This window comes from Pseudosporangium ferrugineum, assembly GCF_003002065.1.
GTDB classification, from domain to species: Bacteria; Actinomycetota; Actinomycetes; order Mycobacteriales; family Micromonosporaceae; genus Actinoplanes; species Actinoplanes ferrugineus_A.
This window is the reverse complement of sequence record NZ_PVZG01000009.1, coordinates 297995-316592: the sequence shown is the minus strand read 5'-3', so window position 1 is coordinate 316592 and position 18598 is coordinate 297995. Positions and strand designations below refer to the sequence as shown.

Annotated in this window: 15 protein-coding genes; 3 read left to right on the top strand and 12 right to left on the bottom strand. The window is 72.1% G+C overall.

Features of this window, described 5'->3' with window-relative positions; genetic code table 11:
- Positions 1 to 50 precede the first annotated feature (50 nt).
- Positions 51 to 305, bottom strand: a complete 255-nt coding sequence (locus CLV70_RS20885) for a hypothetical protein (RefSeq protein WP_106128200.1) — start codon at positions 303 to 305, stop codon at positions 51 to 53.
- A gap of 111 nt (positions 306 to 416) precedes the next feature.
- Here CLV70_RS20885 and CLV70_RS20880 point away from each other — a divergent pair, with 111 nt between their 5' ends.
- Both CLV70_RS20880 and adhE read left to right on the top strand, forming a co-directional pair.
- Positions 417 to 1631, top strand: a complete 1215-nt coding sequence (locus tag CLV70_RS20880; RefSeq protein ID WP_106128199.1) for an NADP-dependent isocitrate dehydrogenase — start codon at positions 417 to 419, stop codon at positions 1629 to 1631.
- Positions 1632 to 2128: 497 nt separating this feature from the next.
- Entirely contained in the window at positions 2129 to 5059 is a 2931-nt protein-coding gene (gene adhE, locus CLV70_RS20875; RefSeq protein WP_281260478.1) for a bifunctional acetaldehyde-CoA/alcohol dehydrogenase, read from the top strand.
- 367 nt (positions 5060 to 5426) lie between these two features.
- Here adhE and galT read toward each other — a convergent pair whose 3' ends face one another.
- The 4 genes from galT to CLV70_RS20855 all read right to left on the bottom strand — a co-directional run bounded on the left by galT (position 5427) and on the right by CLV70_RS20855 (position 9234).
- A complete protein-coding gene (gene galT, locus CLV70_RS20870; protein ID WP_106128198.1) occupies positions 5427 to 6518 on the bottom strand; it encodes a galactose-1-phosphate uridylyltransferase in 1092 nt (363 codons plus the stop codon).
- The gene (locus tag CLV70_RS20865; protein WP_106128197.1) at positions 6515 to 7291 is read right to left on the bottom strand and encodes a DeoR/GlpR family DNA-binding transcription regulator; all 777 of its coding nucleotides are present in this window, start codon (positions 7289 to 7291) and stop codon (positions 6515 to 6517) included. The genes galT and CLV70_RS20865 overlap by 4 nt, the downstream gene beginning before the upstream one ends.
- Positions 7292 to 7372: 81 nt before the next feature.
- Positions 7373 to 8287 carry a glycosyltransferase family 2 protein gene (locus CLV70_RS20860; RefSeq protein WP_106128196.1) on the bottom strand — a complete coding sequence of 305 codons (915 nt, stop codon included), beginning with the start codon at positions 8285 to 8287 and terminating at the stop codon, positions 7373 to 7375.
- Positions 8287 to 9234, bottom strand: a complete 948-nt coding sequence (locus tag CLV70_RS20855; protein ID WP_106128195.1) for a sulfotransferase family protein — start codon at positions 9232 to 9234, stop codon at positions 8287 to 8289. The genes CLV70_RS20860 and CLV70_RS20855 overlap by 1 nt, the downstream gene beginning before the upstream one ends.
- Positions 9235 to 9297: 63 nt before the next feature.
- Here CLV70_RS20855 and CLV70_RS20850 point away from each other — a divergent pair, with 63 nt between their 5' ends.
- Positions 9298 to 10077, top strand: a complete 780-nt coding sequence (locus CLV70_RS20850; protein ID WP_106128248.1) for a WecB/TagA/CpsF family glycosyltransferase — start codon at positions 9298 to 9300, stop codon at positions 10075 to 10077.
- Here CLV70_RS20850 and CLV70_RS20845 read toward each other — a convergent pair.
- From CLV70_RS20845 to CLV70_RS20815, 7 genes are read right to left on the bottom strand one after another with little or no spacing between them, the layout of a single operon-like run.
- Positions 10046 to 11062 carry a glycoside hydrolase family 26 protein gene (locus CLV70_RS20845; RefSeq protein ID WP_245908355.1) on the bottom strand — a complete coding sequence of 339 codons (1017 nt, stop codon included), beginning with the start codon at positions 11060 to 11062 and terminating at the stop codon, positions 10046 to 10048. The genes CLV70_RS20850 and CLV70_RS20845 overlap by 32 nt on opposite strands.
- Before the next feature lie 5 nt (positions 11063 to 11067).
- Positions 11068 to 11799, bottom strand: coding sequence for a class I SAM-dependent methyltransferase (locus CLV70_RS20840; protein ID WP_106128194.1), 732 nt, complete (start codon positions 11797 to 11799; stop codon positions 11068 to 11070).
- Positions 11796 to 13355, bottom strand: coding sequence for an MATE family efflux transporter (locus tag CLV70_RS20835; RefSeq protein WP_245908354.1), 1560 nt, complete (start codon positions 13353 to 13355; stop codon positions 11796 to 11798). Before CLV70_RS20835 ends, CLV70_RS20840 begins: the two co-directional genes overlap by 4 nt.
- Entirely contained in the window at positions 13352 to 14230 is an 879-nt protein-coding gene (locus CLV70_RS20830) for a sulfotransferase family protein (RefSeq protein ID WP_106128193.1), read from the bottom strand. The genes CLV70_RS20835 and CLV70_RS20830 overlap by 4 nt, the downstream gene beginning before the upstream one ends.
- Positions 14230 to 15456 (bottom strand): hypothetical protein, encoded by a 1227-nt coding sequence (locus tag CLV70_RS20825; RefSeq protein WP_106128192.1) that lies wholly within the window; start codon positions 15454 to 15456, stop codon positions 14230 to 14232. Before CLV70_RS20825 ends, CLV70_RS20830 begins: the two co-directional genes overlap by 1 nt.
- The gene (locus CLV70_RS20820) at positions 15446 to 16822 is read right to left on the bottom strand and encodes an O-antigen ligase family protein (protein WP_106128191.1); all 1377 of its coding nucleotides are present in this window, start codon (positions 16820 to 16822) and stop codon (positions 15446 to 15448) included. The genes CLV70_RS20825 and CLV70_RS20820 overlap by 11 nt, the downstream gene beginning before the upstream one ends.
- The gene (locus CLV70_RS20815) at positions 16819 to 18561 is read right to left on the bottom strand and encodes a tyrosine-protein kinase domain-containing protein (protein WP_106128190.1); all 1743 of its coding nucleotides are present in this window, start codon (positions 18559 to 18561) and stop codon (positions 16819 to 16821) included. The genes CLV70_RS20820 and CLV70_RS20815 overlap by 4 nt, the downstream gene beginning before the upstream one ends.
- Positions 18562 to 18598: the final 37 nt, after the last annotated feature.

Sequence of the window (18598 nt, the reverse complement as noted above, 5' to 3'; positions counted from 1 at the left end):
AGAGGAGGTTGGTGAGCGGGCCGCGGAGCAGCGGCCGGATACCGGGCGGATCAGGAGTGCGCCACGCCCAGGCCGATTAGGATCAGGCTCGCGGCGGCGGCCAGGATCGCGGCCGTGGAGGTGGCGGCGAGTTCCGGGGACTGCTCGCGGAGGACGTAGGCCGCGACCGGGATCACCGACGCGCCGACCAGCCAGAGGCTGTTCATCGTGACGGCGAGCAGCAGTGCGGCCAGGGCGGTCACGATCAGGATCATCCTGGTCCGGGGCCGATCGGGCCGTTCGTCACGGTGCTCGGTGCGGTTCATCGCAAGAAAGCGTAGAACCCTCGCGCCAGGCCGGGCCCGGCGGCGGTCGTCAACCAGAAGGCAGTACGCTCGTACTGCTAAGCATGTGTCCCGGGAGAGGAGCGCCGGCCGATGGCGAAAATCAAGGTCAACAACCCGGTCGTGGAGCTCGACGGCGACGAGATGACCCGGATCATCTGGAAGCAGATCCGTGAGCAGCTGATCCTGCCCTACCTCGACGTCAACCTCGAGTACTACGACCTGTCGATCCAGTACCGCGACGAGACCGACGACCAGGTGACCATCGACGCGGCCAACGCCATCAAGCGGCACGGCGTCGGCGTGAAGTGCGCGACGATCACGCCGGACGAGGCTCGCGTCGAGGAGTTCGGCCTGAAGAAGATGTGGCGGTCGCCGAACGGCACGATCCGCAACATCCTCGGCGGCGTCGTCTTCCGCGAGCCCATCATCATGTCGAACGTGCCCCGGCTCGTGCCCGGCTGGACCAAGCCGATCATCATCGGCCGCCACGCCCACGGCGACCAGTACAAGGCGACCGACTTCGTGGCGCCCGGCCCCGGCAAGCTGACGCTGACCTTCACGCCGGAGGACGGCTCGCAGCCGATGGAGTTCCTGGTCACCGACTTCCCGGCCGGCGGCGTCGCCATGGGCATGTACAACTACGACGAGTCGATCCGCGACTTCGCCCGGGCGTCGTTCCGCTACGGCCTGGCGCGTAACTACCCGGTCTACCTGTCGACCAAGAACACGATCCTGAAGGCGTACGACGGACGGTTCAAGGACCTGTTCGCGGAGATCTTCGAGACCGAGTTCGCGGAGGACTTCCGCAAGGCCGGGCTGACGTACGAGCACCGCCTCATCGACGACATGGTCGCCGCCGCGCTCAAGTGGGAGGGCGGCTACGTCTGGGCGTGCAAGAACTACGACGGTGACGTGCAGTCCGACACCGTGGCGCAGGGCTTCGGCTCGCTCGGCCTGATGACCTCCGTGCTGATGACGCCGGACGGCCGCACCGTCGAGGCGGAGGCCGCCCACGGCACGGTCACCCGCCACTACCGCCAGTGGCAGAAGGGCGAGAAGACGTCGACGAACCCGATCGCGTCGATCTTCGCCTGGACCGGCGGCCTCAAGCACCGCGGCCTGCTCGACGAGACCCCGGCGGTCACCCAGTTCGCCGAGACGCTGGAGAAGGTCTGCGTCGAGACGGTCGAGGGTGGCCAGATGACCAAGGACCTGGCGCTGCTCATCGGCCGGGACGCCCCGTGGCTGACCACCGACGAGTTCATGAACGCCCTCGACGAGAACCTGGCCCGCAAGCTGGCCTGACGCCCGCGACGCCCGCGACGCCCACGACGCCATGGCGGGCCCGCAGGCGCCGCGCCCGCGACGCCGTGAGGGGCCCGCCGGCGCCGGGCCCGCGACGCACCGGGAGGGCCCCGCCGGCGGCACGTCCGCGACGCACCGGGAGGGGCCCGTCGGTGCCGCGCGCCCCGACGCCCTGAGGGTTCGGCGGTGCCGCGCGCCCCGACGCCCTGAGGGTCCGCCGGTGCCGGGCCCGCGACGCACCGGGAGGGCCCGCCGGCGGCACGTCCGCGACGCATACGAAGGCCCGCCGGCGGATGCCGGCGGGCCTTCGTGCGTGCGGGGAGGTGCGGGTGGGAGCGACGGAGGTCAACAGGACCTTCGGCCCGGGGCGCCGTTACTTTGTCCCGCAGTCCGGGTGGGTGGCCGCGGGCAAGGATGAAACCGGCGGGGGACACCGCCGGTGCGGGCCGGGGCCGAGCTTTCGGCGTCCGCACCTTGGGAGCGGCCGAGGGGCGAAGATGACGCAGACGCAGGCGACGCAGGCAGGAGTTCCGCGGGAGGTGACGGCGGAGACGCCGGTCACCGGTGCGCGGGCCGAGGCGCCGGTGGAGACGTCGGCGGGGAAGCGGGCCAAGAAGCCGGCCGAGAAGCCGCCCGCCAAGAAGACCGAGACGCAGGAAGCCAAGGCCGCCGAGAAGCCGGCCGCCGAGAAGCCGGCCGCCGAGAAGCCGGCCGGCAAGAAGGCCGAGAAGCCGGTCGCTGAGAAGCCGGCCGGGAAGAAGGCCGAGGCGCCGGAAGCCGAGCCGGCCGGGAAGACCGCCGGGCAGGTGGACGGGAAGCCGGCCGGCACGGCCGTGGATGCGGCCGTGGACGCTCTGGTCGTCGCCGCCGAGAAGGCTCTGGTGGATTTCGGGGCGTACACGCAGGAGCAGGTCGACCACATCGTCGCGAAGGCGTCGGTTGCCGCTCTCAACCGGCACGGTGCTCTCGCTCAGCTTGCCGTCGACGAGACCGGGCGCGGGGTGTTCGAGGACAAAGCGGTCAAGAACATGTTTGCCGCGGAGCATGTCACGCACCACATGACCGGGCTCAAGACGGTCGGGGTCATCGGGCGGGACGAGGTCGAGGGGATCGTGGAGATCGCCGACCCGGTCGGGGTGCTGTGCGGGCTGACGCCGGTCACGAACCCTACGTCGACGGTGATCTTCAAGGCGTTGCTGGCGCTGAAGACTCGTAATCCGATTATTTTCGCCTTCCACCCGAACGCCCAGCGGTGCAGTGCCGAGGCGGCGCGGGTCGTCCGGGACGCCGCGGTGACGGCCGGGGCGCCCGAGAACTGCGTGCAGTGGGTCGAGCAGCCGTCGCTCGAGGCGACGCGGGCGCTCATGCACCACGACGGGGTCTCGGTCATCCTCGCTACCGGCGGCAACGCCATGGTCCGGGCCGCCTACTCCGCCGGGAAGCCCGCGCTGGGCGTTGGAGCCGGCAACGTTCCCGCGTACGTGCACGCCACCGCGGACGTCGGGCGGGCCGTCCACGACATCGTGCTCTCCAAGACGTTCGACAACGGCATGATCTGCGCCTCCGAGCAGGCCGTCATCCTCGACGAGAGCATCGCCGACGAGGCGCTCGGCGGGTTCCGGCGGCTGCACGCGTACCTGGCCACGCCGGAGGAGAAGGAGCTGCTCGAGCGGTTCATCTTCCCGCCGGACGGCGCCGGCAAGGACTGCGTGGGCGCCAAGCTGAACAGCTCCGTCGTGGGCCGGTCGGCGGAGTGGATCGCCGCGCAGGCCGGCTTCACCGTCCCGCCCGACACGTCGGTCCTGCTCGCCGAGATCGGCTCCGTCGGCCCGGCCGAGCCGCTGAGCCGGGAAAAGCTCTGCCCGGTCCTGGCCGTCCTGCGCGCCGGCACCGAAGAGCAGGGATTCCGGTACGCCGAACAGATGGTCGAGTTCCACGGCCTCGGCCACAGCGCCGTCATCCACGCCCGGGACGCCGCCGTGTCGGAGGAGTACGGGCTGCGCGTCAAGGCCGTACGCGTCATCTGGAACGCACCGGCCTCACAGGGCGGCATCGGCAACATCTACAACGCGTATCTGCCGTCCCTGACCCTCGGTTGCGGAAGCTACGGCCGTACGTCCGTCTCGAACAATGTCTCGGCGGTGAACCTCCTGAACATCAAGCGCATCGCGCGCCGGACGAACAACCTGCAGTGGTTCAAGGTGCCGTCGAAGACGTTCTTCGAGCCGCACGCCATCCGCTACCTGCGGGACATGCCGGACGTGCAGCGGGTGACCATCGTGGCCGACCCGACGATGACCCGCCTCGGCTACGTCGACCGGGTCAGCCGCGTCCTCCGCGAGCGCCCCGGCCCGGTGACGATCCAGGTCATCGACGATGTCGAACCCGAACCGAGCATCGGTACGGTGCAGCGCGGCGCCGCCGTCATGCGGAGCTTCCGGCCGGACACCATCATCGCCCTCGGCGGCGGCTCGCCCATCGACGCGGCGAAGGTGATGTGGCTGCTGTACGAGCACCCGGACGTCGACTTCGCGGACATGCGCGAGAAGTTCTTCGACGTACGGAAGCGGGCGTTCCGGTTCCCCACCCTCGGCAAGCTCGCCCACCTGGTCTGCATCCCGACCACCTCCGGTACGGGCGCCGAGGTGACCCCGTTCGCGGTCATCACCGACACCGCGACCGGCCAGAAGTACCCGCTCGCCGACTACGCGCTGACGCCCAGCGTCGCCATCGTCGACCCGGAGCTGACCGCCGACCTGCCGCCGGCCGTGACCGCGGACAGCGGCTTCGACGCGCTCACCCACGCCACCGAGGCGTACGTGTCGGTCTACGCCAACGACTACACCGACGGCCTGGCGCTGCACGCCATCAGGCTGATCTTCGGCAACCTGGAGAACGCCGTACGCAACGGTGCGGCCGACCCGGTCGCGCGGGAGAAGATGCACAACGCCGGCACCATCGCCGGCATGGCCTTCGGCAACGCGTTCCTCGGCATCGTCCACGCCATGGCGCACACCCTCGGGGCGACGTTCCACATCGCGCACGGCCGGACCAACGCGATCCTGCTGCCGCACGTCATCCGCCACAACGGTACGGTGCCGGCGAAGCTGACCGCCTGGCCCAAGTACGAACGGTACGTGGCCCCGGAACGGTTCCAGGACATCGCCCGGATGCTCGGCCTCCCCGCGGACACCCCGCAGCAGGGCGTCGAATCGTACGCGGCGGCCGTCGAACGCCTCCGGACGGCGGTAGGCATCGAGCCCTCGTTCGAGGCGCTGGGCATCGAACGCGACACGTTCCTCAGCGCGGTGCCGCAGCAGGCGATGAACGCCTACCTCGACCAGTGCGCGCCGGCAAACCCCCGCATGCCGATGCTCACCGACCTGGAGCGGCTGATGAAGGCGGCGTATTTCGGCGAAAGCCGCTGATCACTCAAATGTGATGTTTAGGATGCGTAACCAAGGGGTACGCGGCTCGTTTTCTCTAACAGAACGGATGACGGTCGCGTCGCACGAGGAGTCGCCCGCCGGTCCGGCATGCCTTGTCCCGGGCGCCGACCGGTTTCCTCGGGCGGAGAGCGGCTGGTAGGTGATCGCCTGCCGTCCCTTCCCTGCGGGGGGCCTTGTCCCGGGCCCCCCGCTGTTACATGGCCTCGCTTCGCTCGGCGGGCACTGCGCCCCTGGGAGCCTGTGTCGAGGACGCCAAAACACACCACGGCAGAGGGCGCCTTGTGTGTTTTGGCGCCCTCGACACAGGCGGGCGCAGTGCGGCTTTGGGGGCGGTTAGGGCTTAGGGCTAGAGGGCTTCGCGGAGTTGTTGGGCGGCTTTTTCGGGGATTATGTCGTTGATGAAGGCGCCCATGGCTGATTCGGAGCCGGCCAGGAACTTCAGTTTGTCTGCGGCTCGGCGGATGCTGAAGAGCTGGAGGTGGAGGTAGCCGAGGTGGCGGTCGGCGCCGGTCACGGCCTGGTGCCAGGCGGCTATGTAGGGCATCGGCTTGGCGAAGAGGGCGTCGAAGCGGCGCAGGATGTCCAGGTACAGCGGTGCGAAGGCGTCGCGTTCCGCGGGGGTCAGGGCCGGGATGTCGAGGACGTGGCGGTTCGGGGCCAGTTGCACCTCGAAGGGCCAGCGGGCCGCTGCCGGGACGTACGCGGTCCAGTGGTCGTTGGCGCCGACGATGCGGACCTCCGCCTTCTGCTCCGCGGCCAGGATGTCCGCGTAGAGGTTGCGGCCGCCGGTGGAGTCGGCGTGGCGGCGGGCCGCGGCGAGCATGGCCTTCGTCCGCGGGGTGATCATCGGGTACGCGTAGATCTGGCCGTGCGGGTGGCTCAGGGTCACGCCGATCTCGATGCCCCGGTTCTCGAACGGGAAGACCTGCTCGACGCCCGGCAGGGCCGACATCTCGGTGGTGCGGTCCGCGAGGACGTCGATGACCGTGCGGACGCGTTCGGGCGTGAGCGCGCCGAAGGAGCTGTTGTGGTCGCTGGTGAAGCAGACCACCTCGGCGCGGCCGACGCCCGGCCGGACCGGGACCATGTCGGTCAGCTCGGTGATCTCGCCGGCCTTGACCCGGTCGCTGAACGACGGGAACTGGTTCTCGAAGACCACGACGTCGTAGTCCGGCGCCGGGATCTCGCTGGCGAAGTCCGGAGTGGACGGGCACAGCGGGCACTTGTCCGACGGCGGCAGGAACGTCCGCGTCTGCCGATGCGCCGCCACCGCCACCCACTCGTCGACCAGCGGGTCGTAGCGCAGCTGCGAGGTCGGCGGCGGGGGCGGCAGCTCGCGGGTGTCCGGCCACGCGGTGCGGTCCTCCGCCGGCGTCTCGTCGAAGTAGATCAGCTCCCGGCCGTCCGTCAGCCTGATCGCCGTCCGCTTCTCGATCACTGAGCGCTCACCACCATGAGTTCTTCGACCTGTTCCGCGAGGATGGTGCGGGCGGCCTCGTCCAGGCCCTCGTCGGTGACGACCACGTCCGCGCGGTTGAGGGCGACGATGGACGAGATGCCGACGGTGCCCCACTTGGTGTGGTCGGCGAGCACCACGAGCCGTTCCGCCGCCTCGACCAGGGCGCGGTTGACGTCCGCCTCCATGAGGTTCGGCGTGGTGTAGCCGGCCCGTTCGCTCATGCCGTGCACGCCCATGAAGAGCATGTCGAGGTGCAGGGTGCCGATCGCGGCGACCGCCACCGGACCGACCAGGGCGTCGGAGGGCGTCCGGGTGCCGCCGGTCAGCACCACGGTCTGGTCGGGGCGCCCGGCGCGGTAGAAGATGTCCGCCACCGGGATGGAGTTGGTGACCACGGTCAGCGCCGGCACGTCGACGAGCCGCTGGGCGAGGCCCGCGGTCGTGGTGCCGGCGGACAGCGCGATCGCGTCGCCCGGGGAGACGAGGGCGGCGGCGCGCATGGCCATGGCCGCCTTCTCGGAGCGCTGGCGTACGGATTTCGCCGCGAAGCCCGGCTCGTGCGTGGAACCGGGGCTCACGGTGGTCGCCCCGCCATGTACCTTCGCGAGGAGGCCCCGGTCCGCGAGGGATTCCAGGTCACGGCGGATGGTCATGTCGCTGACGCCGTACTCGGAGGCCAGTTCGCTGACCCGGACGCCGCCGGCCGCACGGACCCGGTCGAGGATCGCAGCTTGCCGCTGCTGGGCGAGCATCAGCCACCCGCCGAAGTGAACCGCACTATTTCGAACACGTGCGAACACTACCTGCCGATCGGGTGTGCGCAAAAGAGTGTGTTAGATACCTCGTCCGCGTTTGTGCAGGGCGGAGAGAACGTTCTCCACCTTCACGGCGCCGGTCATGGCCGCCAGCGCGATGGCCGTACGCGGTTCCTTCCAGTTCGCGCGGACCGCCTCCTTGCTGAACTGCCAGGCCTGCGAGCGGTTCCCGGTGGCCGCGGACCAGCAGGCGAGCTGGCCGTACACGCGGGCGGCGCCGGGCCGGCAGCCGCTGATCTCGGGGTGGCGCTGCATCATCCAGCGCAGCGAGGAGATCTTCGTGGCGTACTCGTACGCGTAGTGCGACGTCCGGCCCCACAGCACCCGCACCAGCGGCTCGTCGAGGTGCACGATCGGCGCCCGCCGGGCCGCCCGCAGCAGCAGGTCCCAGTCCTCGTTCTGGCTTCCCGGCGCGTCCTCGGCGACCAGGCCGATGGCGTCCTCGCCCAGCGCCTCCCGGCGGACCAGGAACGACGAGGAGTGCAGCATCGCCATCCGCGAGCGGGCCAGCTCCTCGACGGTGACCCGGCTGCGCCCGGCGAGCCGAGGGGTGCACTTGCCCTCGTACTCGACCTCGATCGCACACGTCGCGAACTCGGCGTCGGCCTCCGCGACCAGGGCGGCCACCTGGCGGCGCAGCTTGTCGGGGACCCAGCGGTCGTCGTCGTCGCAGAACGCCACGAGCTCGGTGTCCAGCGCGAGGATGCCGGTGTTGCGCGCGCCGGCCAGCCCGGAGGTGCGCCAGTTCGTGAGGACCAGGACCTCGATGCCCTCGGTGGAGGCGAGCAGGTAGTCGGGCTCCGTCTGGTCGTACACGACAACGATCTTGATCTCGCCCGGATAGCGCTGCTCGCGGACCGCGGCGATCGCCTTGCGCACCAGTTCGGGGCGGTTGCGGGTGGGGATCACGACGCCGACGGACGGCCAGTTCATCACGCCTCCTGGGGTGCTTGGGGGTTGAGCGGGTAGCCGTACGCGCGCAGCATCGGGGCGCAGACCGCACCGACGAGCCGCCGCTGGTTGCCGGGCAGGGCGCGGACCCAGGCGTCGTCGCGGCGCAGCGGCAGGCGCCCGACGGTGAAGCGCATGGGGTTGCCGGCCGCGCTGTGGCCGACGCGCAGGTCGGCGTACCCGTCGCCGAGGAAGGCCAGGTCGGCGTCGGTGACCGGGACCCCGGCGTACGCGGCGAGTTCGCGCAGCGCCGTCCGCGGGTCGGCGAGGAACTGCTCGTAGCGGATCCGGCGTACCGGGACGCCGCGCCGGGCGAGCAGCCCGAAGGCCGCGTTGTGCGCGTTCCAGAGCAGGGCCGAGCGGCCGGGGGAGTAGCGGGTCATCTCGTCGCTGCCGTCCGTCTCGGGCCGGGAGACGGTCTTGGTCCACGAGTACGCGACCCCGCGCGCGTCCCGCACCACGTGCACCACCCGCAGGTCCATGCCGTCCGCCCAGCGCAGCACGTGGGCGAGCGCGCTGTGCTTCGACGAGTCGACGACGACCTCGGCGCCGGAGACCTCGGCGGCGGCCGCGTAGACGCGCGCGTAGAAGCTCGCGTACTCGCGGACGTCGGCGAGCTGGGCGGCGGGCAGGTGGGCGGCGGCGAGGCGAGGGATGAAGCGGGTGCGTTCCACGGTGTCGCGCAGCGCGTGCACCCGGCCGACGTCGACGTTGTGCCAGCCGCCGTACGCCCGCTCGCCGACCCGCTTCCAGAACGTGCAGGTCGCGAAGCGTGCGCCGCAGCCGCACCGCTCGTTGTCCCGGATGTCGCGCTGCCACAGGTGCACGATCTCGCCGAGCGAGCAGACCGAGGGCAGTTCACCGAGGAGGCGTTCGACGAGCGTGGTTCCGCTTCGCCCTAGTCCGCCCAGATAAACAACGCGTGCCACTTCTGCCCACCTTCGCTCGTTTCGCTCCTATAACGAGCGAACGAGCGTGAAGGAGGCGTGGAGTTGTCAGTCGAGGCTTTCGACCGGGTCCGGCTCGACGGAACCGGGTTCGATCCGGTCACCGAGGGCGAGGTGGTCGCCCTCGTGCGGGAGGCGATCTCGGCCGGGCGCGGCGGCCGGATCCTCACCCCGAACATCGACATCCTGCGGCAGTCGCGGGAGGACGCCGAGGTGCGGACGTACCTCGACGACGCCGACCTCGTCGTGGCCGACGGCATGCCGCTCGTCTGGGCCAGCAGGCTGAGCGGCACGCCCCTGCCCGAGCGGGTGGCGGGCAGCAGCCTGATCTGGTCGCTGTCGCGCGGCCTGGGCCACGACAACCGGTCCGTCTTCGTCGTCGGCGGCACCCCGGCGGCGGACGGCGTCAAGGACGGTGCCACGCGCGCCGCGGACCGGCTCGCCGCCGCCTGCGCGGGACTGCGGATCGCCGGCACGCTCTGCCCCGACTACGGCTTCGAGCGGGACGTCCAGGCGTACGCGGACTTCTGCGCCAAGGTCGCCGGCGCCGAGCCGGACCTGGTCTTCGTCGGCCTGGGCTTCCCGAAGCAGGAGGCGGTCATCACCCGGCTGCGCGCCGCCATGCCGCGGGCGTGGTTCGTCGGCTGCGGCGCCGCGGTCAACTTCGTCGCCGGTGACATCGAGCGGGCGCCGCGCTGGATGCAGCGCACCGGCCTGGAATGGGCGCACCGGCTCGGCACCGAGCCGCGCCGGCTGGCCGGGCGCTACCTCAAGCACGACGCCCCGTACGCGCTCAGGCTCCTCGCCCAGGCCCGCCGCCGTTGAAGTACGGATCCTTCGTCAGCCGGGTGAAGGCCTTGAAGGCGGGCTTGTCGCCGGCGAGCTGGAACTGCTGGTTCGGCCCGTTGCCCTCCGGATCGGACTCGAAGTAGACGACCGCCTTGATCTGCGGGTTCGCCTTGAAGGTGCGCCGGGCGTCCTGCAACCAGGCCGCCCGGCCCGCCGAGCCCCACGCCTTCGCCACGCCGAACTCGCCGATCACGATCGGCTTGGGGCGCTGCGCGGCCCAGGTCAGGAACGGGCCCATGAGCTGCCCGATCGGCTGGAAGAGGTTGCCGGCGTACACGTCGACGCAGGTCCAGTCGACCAGGTCGTCGCCCGGGTAGAAGGCCGGCGCGTCGCCGCGGATGAAGCCCTCGGCGGTCGGGCAGAACACCCAGGAGACGTTCTTGACCCGCTCCTCGGCGAAGATCCCGCGGATGCGCTTGTACGCGGCGATGTAGTCCTCGCCGGACCACATCGTGGCACGCAGGTTCGGCCGGTCCATCTCCCACCGGATGCGCAGCAGCACCGGCCGCTTCACCTTGCGGATGGCCCGGGCCTGCCGACGGATCAACCGGTCGTGCTCGCCGGCGGTGATCGAGCGGTTGTCCCCGGTCGCCCAGCTCACCATCAGCGTGGCGCCGCGGTCGAGGAACTCGGCGTCGGACTCGGTGCCGACCATCTGGTCGAAACGGCGGTACGTGTTGACGATGTCCAGCGGCCGGCCGAGATCCTCCTCCAGCTCACCCACCGCCTCGACCCGTCCGGCGTGGGTGAGGGCCTCCGGCTTGATCCAGGCGCCGAGGTAGGCGCCCTCCGCAGGCGGCGCGAACGGTCCCGCCTCGAACGGGCCCGGGTTCACCGCGACCGCGACCGGCGGGCTGGTCAGGTCGGGGGACGGCACCGGCTCGGGCTCGGCCCGCCGGTGCGAGGTGCAGCCGGCGAGCACGAGCACGATCAGCCCCGTCAGGGCGGTAACGCGACGCACGGCGGCTACTTCTTCCGGCGGGCCGTGTACAGCACGTTGACCGCGAAACCGTCCGTGCCGGGCAGCGCGCGCGCCGCCGCGTCCGCGGCCCGGGCCAGCGGGTTCCTGTTCAGCGACTCGGTGAGCATCGAGAAGCCGCGCCGGTCGATGATCTCGAAGCCGTGCCGGCCGAGGAGCTGCTCCACGTCGGCGTGCGACAGCTCGGCGAACCAGCGCTGGCCGGCGCGCCGGCGTGCCCGCAGGTGCCGCAGCGAGCCGGCGTTGCCGTGGTTCTCCACCACCAGCAGGCCGGCATCCGGGGTCGGCAGCGCCTTCGCCGCGAACGCGATGGCCCGCTCGCGGACCTGTTCGTCCACGTTGAGCAGCAGCCGGAACATGGTGACGATCGCCGGGTGCCCGGCCGCGACCGGGTTCGGCACCGGGCCGTCCGCCGGGATCTGGTGCCACTGCGCCCGGGAGCCGACCTCCTCGGCCTTCGCCATCATCTCGGCCGAGGTGTCGTAGCCGTGCGCCTCGCGGACCAGGCCGTGCAGGGTCCGGATGGCCCGCCCGGTCCCGCAGGCGAAGTCGTGCTGGACGGGCAGCTTCGCGCCGAACTCGCGCTGCACCAGCCGGCGCAGGTACGCCTGCTGCCGCTCGTTGATCTGCGAGGCGTAGCTGTCCGGCGCGTACGTGACGTGCTCGTACTTGGCGACGGCGTCGGCGTCCTGGAACACCTCGGTGTAGTCGGTGGTCAACCGGTCCTCCTTGACATGAGCTTGCGAGGCTTGAAGGCGTCGAGCGCGAGGTGGCCGCGCAGCAGCCAGGCGCCGGCGGCGAACGCGGCCACGGCCGGGACCGTCGCGAGCACCAGGCCGGTCGTGCCGGTCCCGGTCACCGCGGTCACGAGCCTCGGGAGTACGCCGAAGCACGCGACCGACAGCGCGCCGGCGGCGAGCGTCCCGCGCCCGAACGGGTGCAGCCGCGCCGCCCGCGCCACCTGGACCAGCGGCAGCAGGTTGTTGACGACCAGCGCGCAGGCCAGCCCGATCGCGGCGCCGAGCGCGCCGTACCGGGGGATCAGCAGGACGTCGAGGCCGGCGGTGACGACCAGCGCGAGCAGGACGTTGTACAGGTTCCACGAGGTGCGGCCGGCCATCGCCAGCACCATGTCGACCATGCCGCAGCCGGTGGCGACGAGCATCGCGCAGGCGAGGACCACGACCACCGGCGTACCCGTGCGGTAGTGGGCCCCGAAGAGTCCGAGATAGAGCGGCGCGAAGAGGATGACCAGCAGGTTGATCGGCCAGGTGACCAGCACCAGCCAGCCGGTCGCGGTCCGGTAGAGGTGATTGGCGGTGTCCCGGTCGCCGACGGCGAGCGCCTCGGCGAGCCGGGGCTGCACCGACTGGGAGATGCCCTGGTTGGCGAACTGGATCAGCACCACGAACCGGCCGGCGACCGCGTACACCGCGGCGGGGGCCAGCCCGCCCAGCGCCGCGACCAGCAGCACGTCCACCCGTTGCAGGGCCAGCTGCGCGACGCTGGCCAGGGCGCGCGGGCCGGTGAAGCGCCAGAAGTCGCGGCGCAGGTCGAGGCGCTCGCTGCGCCGCGAGCGGAACCGTTCCGGCTTGCCGGCCAGGTAGATCCGGCGCAGCGAGACCGCGGCCAGAATCGCCACCGGCAGGTACGGCACCGCCCACGCGAACGCGAACGCCGGCAGCGACGCCCCGGTCCACAGGGCGGCCACCCCGGCCGCGCCGACGCACAGCAACTGCAGCGTGCTGCGCAGGATGCGGTCCAGGGTGACCGTCGGCCGCATGGCCCGGTAGCCGCGGGTGGCGGTGAGCAGGGCGTCGGTCAGCGCCTGCAGCGGCAGGAACACGGCCAGGATCCGCAGGCCGGTGGTGTGCTCGGCGAGCACGTGCGGCGAGTCGGCGGCGGTCAGGCGCGCGATCGGGGCGGCCGCGAGGAACAGCGCCGCCCCCAGCAGGACGGCCACCACCAGCACCGGCACGAGGGCGGTCCGCAGGCACGGGCCGAGCAGATGGTCGCGGCCGGTCGCCCGGAGCCGGGCCGGCCAGTAGACCAGACCGGTCTGGGTGCCGAGCTTGGCCAGCCCGCCGACGAGGACGAAGGCCGCGGTGGCCGCGAAGAACGCGCCGGCCTGCTCGGCGCCGAGCGTGCGGGCCACCACCCAGGTGACCACCACGCCGGTGCCGCCGGCCAGCGCCGAGCCGGCCATGTTGGCCAGCCCGCCGCGGGCCACCCCCCGGGTGCCCCTCGTCGCGGGGGCCTCCGCGACCGTCGTCACGCCTCGCGCCAGACCGGTACGCGGCCCAGCCACGTCATCAGCGCCTCGTCGTGCGAGGCGTAGTGGCTGGCCAGCTCCCGCCGGATGCCCGGGTCCATGTCGGACTTCCGGGGCCGGGCGTTGTGCCGCTCGAACGGCGGGTGGCCGAGGTTGATCGGCAGCCCGAGGAACGCGCACACCTCGTCGTAGACCTGCTCCGGCCGGCTGAAGAACCGCTCACTCTCGACCACGTGGATGCGCTCGCGGCCGACGTGCTGCGCCATGACGCTCAGGTAGCGGGCGTACTCGCCCCGGGCCCGGTACGCCTGGTGCTGATGGGCGAACGAGTAGTACGCCGGATCCGCCGCGAGCCGGTCCTCCTGGCGGTGCAGCCGGGCCGGTTCCAGCGCCAGCGCGTTGCCGAAGTCGCGTTCCGGCTCGAAGCCCCGCGCCACCTCGTGGTGGTGCTGCGAGTACGCCCGCTCCACCGGGTCCCGGACCAGCACCACGAGCTTCGCGCCGGGCAGGTCCGCGGCGATCCGGGCGGCCGCCTGCGGGTGGTACATGTAGTACGGGCTCGACTCGAAGGTCTGCGCGGGTACGCCGTACCGCTCCCGCACCTTGTCGGCCTGGCGCTGGAGCGGGAAGTGCGCCTTGTACCAGGACATGCCACGGTCGTACGAGACGTCGAAGTAGTGCACGCCCTTGTGCAGCACGGCCTTGAGCACCGCCGGATGCGCGGAGAGCGCCCGGTAGAGCGACGTGGTGCCGCAGCGCTGGCCGCCGCAGATGAGGAACGAGGGCGTCATCCGGCCGGGGGCGGTCAGCCGGCCGTACGACCTCGTGCCGAGGTGCACGACCCGCTTGACCGGAGCCGGAACCTTGCGAACATCCATCACAGCTCCTCCACCCTGCGGATCAGTACGGGCAGCAGCCACGTACCGAGCACCCCCAGCCGGGCACCGGCCTCGGCCTGGCGGTCGGTCAGGTACCGGGCGGCCAGGTCGACCAGGTACAGCAGGGCGGTCAGCTCCCGGGCCTCCGGGGCGACGCCGAACGGCTGGAGCAGCTCGTCGCTGCGGCGCACGGTGGCCTCCACCGCCCCGGCCGCGTCCCCGCTGGTCTGGATCCGGCGCTGGAGCTCGTGGTGCACGGCGTCGAACCCGACCGGTACGCCCTTCGCGAAGCGCTCCCAGTCCCACACCAGCAGCGCGTCGGCGAGGTTCGCCATGTTCCACGGCGCCCAGTCGCCGTGCCAGGCGCCGTACCGGAGGGTGGTGGCGCCGGCGTGGGTGGCGAGCAGCTCGGCGGCCGACGTCAGCGCGCCCCCCTCGGGCCGGTCCGCCACCGCGGTGAGCCGCCCGCGCAGCTCGGCCCAGTACGCGCTCCCGGCCAGCGTCCCGCTCGCGTAGCCGCAGCACCCGGCGATGTCGAGCATCGCGGCGGTGAGCCGGCGCGGGGTCAGCGGCGCGCGGGGCAGCCACACCGGCAGCGCCGACTGGATGAGCACCTGGGAATTCCGCCACTGGCCGGCGTGCAGCACCGTGGGCACGGTCAGCTTGGTCAGCCCGATCGTGCCCAGCGCGGTGAGCGCCGCGGTCTCGGCCTTGACCAGGCGCTGGGTCAGCGGGCCGGTGCCGAGCTTGCCGAAGCCGAACGTCTCGCCGTCCGGGCTGATCAGTTGCAGGACGGGCTTGCGGTTCGCCCGCGCGGGCCCGATGTGGATGCTGACCGACAGGTCGCGGCCGAGCGCCTCGCGCAGGTGCCCGTCGATGCTCCCGGCCGCCGGGCCGGTCACCCGGATCCGGTCGCGCAGCAGCACGCTGGACGCGCCGGTGCGCAGGGCGGCTACCACGGCGTCGCGCTTGAGGCGGGCGGCCCGGGACTGCGGCTCGGCGTACCGGCGGACGGCGGCCGCGGCGACCCGGCGCGAGGTCGTCGGCACGAGCAGCCGGGGGCGCCGGGCGTCCGGGACGACGAGGTACTCGGCGACGGTCTCGCCACGCCGCTCCCCGGTCGAGCAGGGCTCCGGGTAGAGCAGGGCCAGCACCTCCGCCAGGTACTGCGCGCGCAGCGCCGAGTCGCCGGCGGTCAGCTCCGCCGGCGCGGTCTTAACGGGCATGTGCGTCCCCCTCGAGGTGGTTGCGCCACAGCAGCGCGTAGGCCAGGAACATGAACGCCAGCGGGGTGGGGGTCGCGTTGTACCAGAGCATCGCGGAGAACGAGCTCACGATCGCGGCGCTCCCGGCGATGCCGACGGCCGTCCGGTCGCGCCGGAAGCGCCACAGGCCGTAGCCGAAGAAGCCGAGGTAGGCGACGGTGCCGACGGTGCCGTGGGCGTACATCAGCTGCCAGAGCTGGCCGTTGCCGCCGACCGTGAAGTTGCCGCAGCGCCGGCACTCGGAGCTCTCCCCGACGGCGATCGAGTTGCGCCCGCCGATGGTGTTGCGGGTGGAGCCGTACCCGATGATCGGCGACTCGGCGAAGCCGTCCACGGCGCGTTCGATGAGGAACGACCGGACGCCGTTGCTCTTGCCGTTGTCCAGCCGTGCGTTCACCAGGTCGCCCAGCGGGGTGGCGGACAGCGCGACGACCAGGCCGGCGGCGGCCAGCGCCACCGCGCCGATGATCCACAGGCGGCCCATCAGCACGTGCCGGACGGCGACGTAGAGGACGACGACGCCGATGCCGATCCACAGGCCGCGGTTGAGCGACACCACCGCCGGGACGATCGCGACGCCCAGGCAGAGGACCGCGAGCAGCTTCGGGCCGGCCCGGCGGGTGCCCCACGCGGCCACCACGATCCAGCCCATCAGCAGGCAGAAGTTGTTGCCCCAGGTGTTGGTGTAGCCCCACGGTGCGGCCGGCCGGGGCTTCTCGCCGCCGACCAGGTCCATGATCTGCGCCGCGTACGGGTGCACCAGCGACTGCACGAAGCCCATGCTCCGGATGTCGCCGGGCAGCAGCAGCTCGACCGGCGAGGTGAACTCGAACCGGCCCGCGACCATGCCGAGCAGGCCGCCGGCCACGGTCACCACGAACAGCCAGGCGAGCAGCTTCACCAGGCGGCGGCGGGGGAGCTCCGCCTCGGTCAGGTTGCCGGTGTAGACGAGCAGGACGGTCAGGGCGGCGTACGTGCCCAGCCGGTAGACGACCGCGAGCAGGCGGTCCGTCGCGTGCTCGACCACCGTGCCGGCCGGGTCGGCGCCCAGCGCCACGATGCTGATCAGCACGGCCGCGAGGAACAGTGCCCACCAGCCGAAGCCGGGCGGCAGCCGCAGCGGGCGCCCGGCCGCGCGCCGGCGCAGCAGCAGGACCAGCATCGGCACGGCCATGATCGGGAAGATCAGCACGCCGAGGCCGAGCGCCCACCACAGCGGATAGAGGGCGAGGATGCTCGCGACCGGCCACGCCGGCAGCCAGGTGGGTCGTTCCGGTGCCGTGCTGTGTGCCGCCCGCTGCGTCGCGCCGGGGACGACCAGCGTCACTTCTGGTCGCCCGCCTTGGTGGCCTGCGCGCCGCCGGAGGGCTTGGCCGCGGACGTCAGGTCGATGATCGCGGTGACCTCCTCGGTGCCGTCACCCTGCCGCGGCGGCCGGGCGCCGCCCTGCGGCAGGCGCAGCTGCTGGGTCCGGTCCTCGTCGAGGACCGCGGTCTCGTCCGGCCGCTGCGCGGTCAGCGCCACCGCCGGGAGGTTGTCCGTGGGTGAGGTGCGCGGCAGGCCGCTGAGCGACGGCAGGACCACCGCACCGAGCAGCGGGGTGCCGACCCGGCTCAGCTGTTCCGCGGCGTCGAGCAGGGCCGGGCGCTTGGCGCGGCGCAGCTCGACCGCGAGGATCGCCGCGTCGGCGAGGCTGGCCAGGCTCTGGGCGTCGGCGCTGCTGCTGGTGGACGGCGCCTCGATGACCACGTAGCCGGTCTGCCGGCGCAGCGCCTCGAGCGTGTCGCGCAGCCGCTGCGACTGCATCAGGCCGGCCGCGGTCGCCGCGCCGCCGGTCGTGATGACCCGCAGCGACGGGATCCGCGGGGTGCGCTGGAGCGCCTTGGCGAGGCCGATCCGCCCGGCGAGCAGGTCGGACAGGCCGGGCATGGCGGAGACCCCGAGCATCCGCGCCAGCGGCGCGGCATCGACGACGCTGTCCGGCAGGTGCGCCCCGATCAACACCACATCGCTTCCGGTACGAGCGAGCGACGCGGCCAGGTTCGCGGCGACCAGCGTGGTGGACGAGCCCCGGCTGGCCCCGGTGACGACGATGATCTGGTCGCCGGTGTTCAGGCTGGCCAGGATCTCGTTGCGGAGCCGGTTGAAGACCCGCCCGCCCGGCCCGTACGGCTGCAGCACGTCGTCGAAGTGCGGGGTGGTCCGCTCGTCCAGGGCGGCGAGCACCGGGATGCGGGCGCGGTCGCGGACGTCCGCGGCGGTCCGCAGCCGGCGGTCGAACCGTTCCCGGACGAACGCGAGGCCCAGCCCGGCGAGGAGGCCGACCATCGTGCCGCCGGCGATGTTGAGCATCGCGTTGGGGCTGGTGGGCTCCTCGGGCAGGCGGGCGTCGCTGATGATGCTGCCCGCGCCGACGGTCGAGGTGGTCAACACGTTGAGCCGGCCGGTCAGGTTGTTCAGCTGGTTCTGCGAGTTGCTGCGCAGGCTCTCCAGGTTGCTGCGCTCGGAGCTGCCCCGGGGCGCCTTCGCCAGCCGGTTGTTGACGCTGGTCAGGTTGGTGGTGAGCTGCTTGACCTTGAGGTTCAGGGTCTTGATCTGCTGGTCCAGCACCGAGCGCGCGGCCTCTTCGCGGTTGCGCAGGTACGCCTCGGCGAACGCGTGCGAGCCGGCCTGGGCGTCCTTCGGGTTGTCCGCCTCGAACCGGATCACCAGGACGGTGGTGTTCGCCGGCACCTCGACCGACACGTCGCGGGCCAGCTCGACCGGCGCGACGGGCGAGCGCAGCAGCGCCGCGGCCTTGGCGGCGACCGCGCCGGACGGCACCAGCTGGGCCTCGGTGTCCAGGTTGATCGCGCCCTTGGTGCGACCGCCGGACGCGTTGGCGTCCTGGTCGACGGGGGACACGAGCACGGACGTGGACGACTCGTAGACCTTGGGCAGGGCCTGGGTGACGGCGGCCCCGACGGCCAGGCCGGCGCCGGTGGCGGTCAGCACGAGCCACCAGTGCCGGCGGAACACGCCCAGGTAGTGCGAGAGGTCGGCGGACACCGGGCGAGTCGCTTCCATCGGTACGGCGGCCCTTTCGCAGGCGGAGTAGGAGTTG

Bases quoted from the DNA above. Each gene is read 5' to 3' on its own strand.
- CLV70_RS20880 (WP_106128199.1), top strand. From the start codon at position 417: ATGGCGAAAATCAAGGTCAACAACCCGGTCGTGGAGCTCGACGGCGAC.
- adhE (WP_281260478.1), top strand. From the start codon at position 2,129: ATGACGCAGACGCAGGCGACGCAGGCAGGAGTTCCGCGGGAGGTGACG.
- CLV70_RS20860 (WP_106128196.1), bottom strand. From the start codon at position 8,287: ATGAACTGGCCGTCCGTCGGCGTCGTGATCCCCACCCGCAACCGCCCC.
- CLV70_RS20885 (WP_106128200.1), bottom strand. From the start codon at position 305: ATGAACCGCACCGAGCACCGTGACGAACGGCCCGATCGGCCCCGGACC.
- CLV70_RS20815 (WP_106128190.1), bottom strand. From the start codon at position 18,561: ATGGAAGCGACTCGCCCGGTGTCCGCCGACCTCTCGCACTACCTGGGC.
- CLV70_RS20825 (WP_106128192.1), bottom strand. From the start codon at position 15,456: ATGCCCGTTAAGACCGCGCCGGCGGAGCTGACCGCCGGCGACTCGGCG.
- CLV70_RS20830 (WP_106128193.1), bottom strand. From the start codon at position 14,230: ATGGATGTTCGCAAGGTTCCGGCTCCGGTCAAGCGGGTCGTGCACCTC.
- CLV70_RS20865 (WP_106128197.1), bottom strand. From the start codon at position 7,291: ATGCTCGCCCAGCAGCGGCAAGCTGCGATCCTCGACCGGGTCCGTGCG.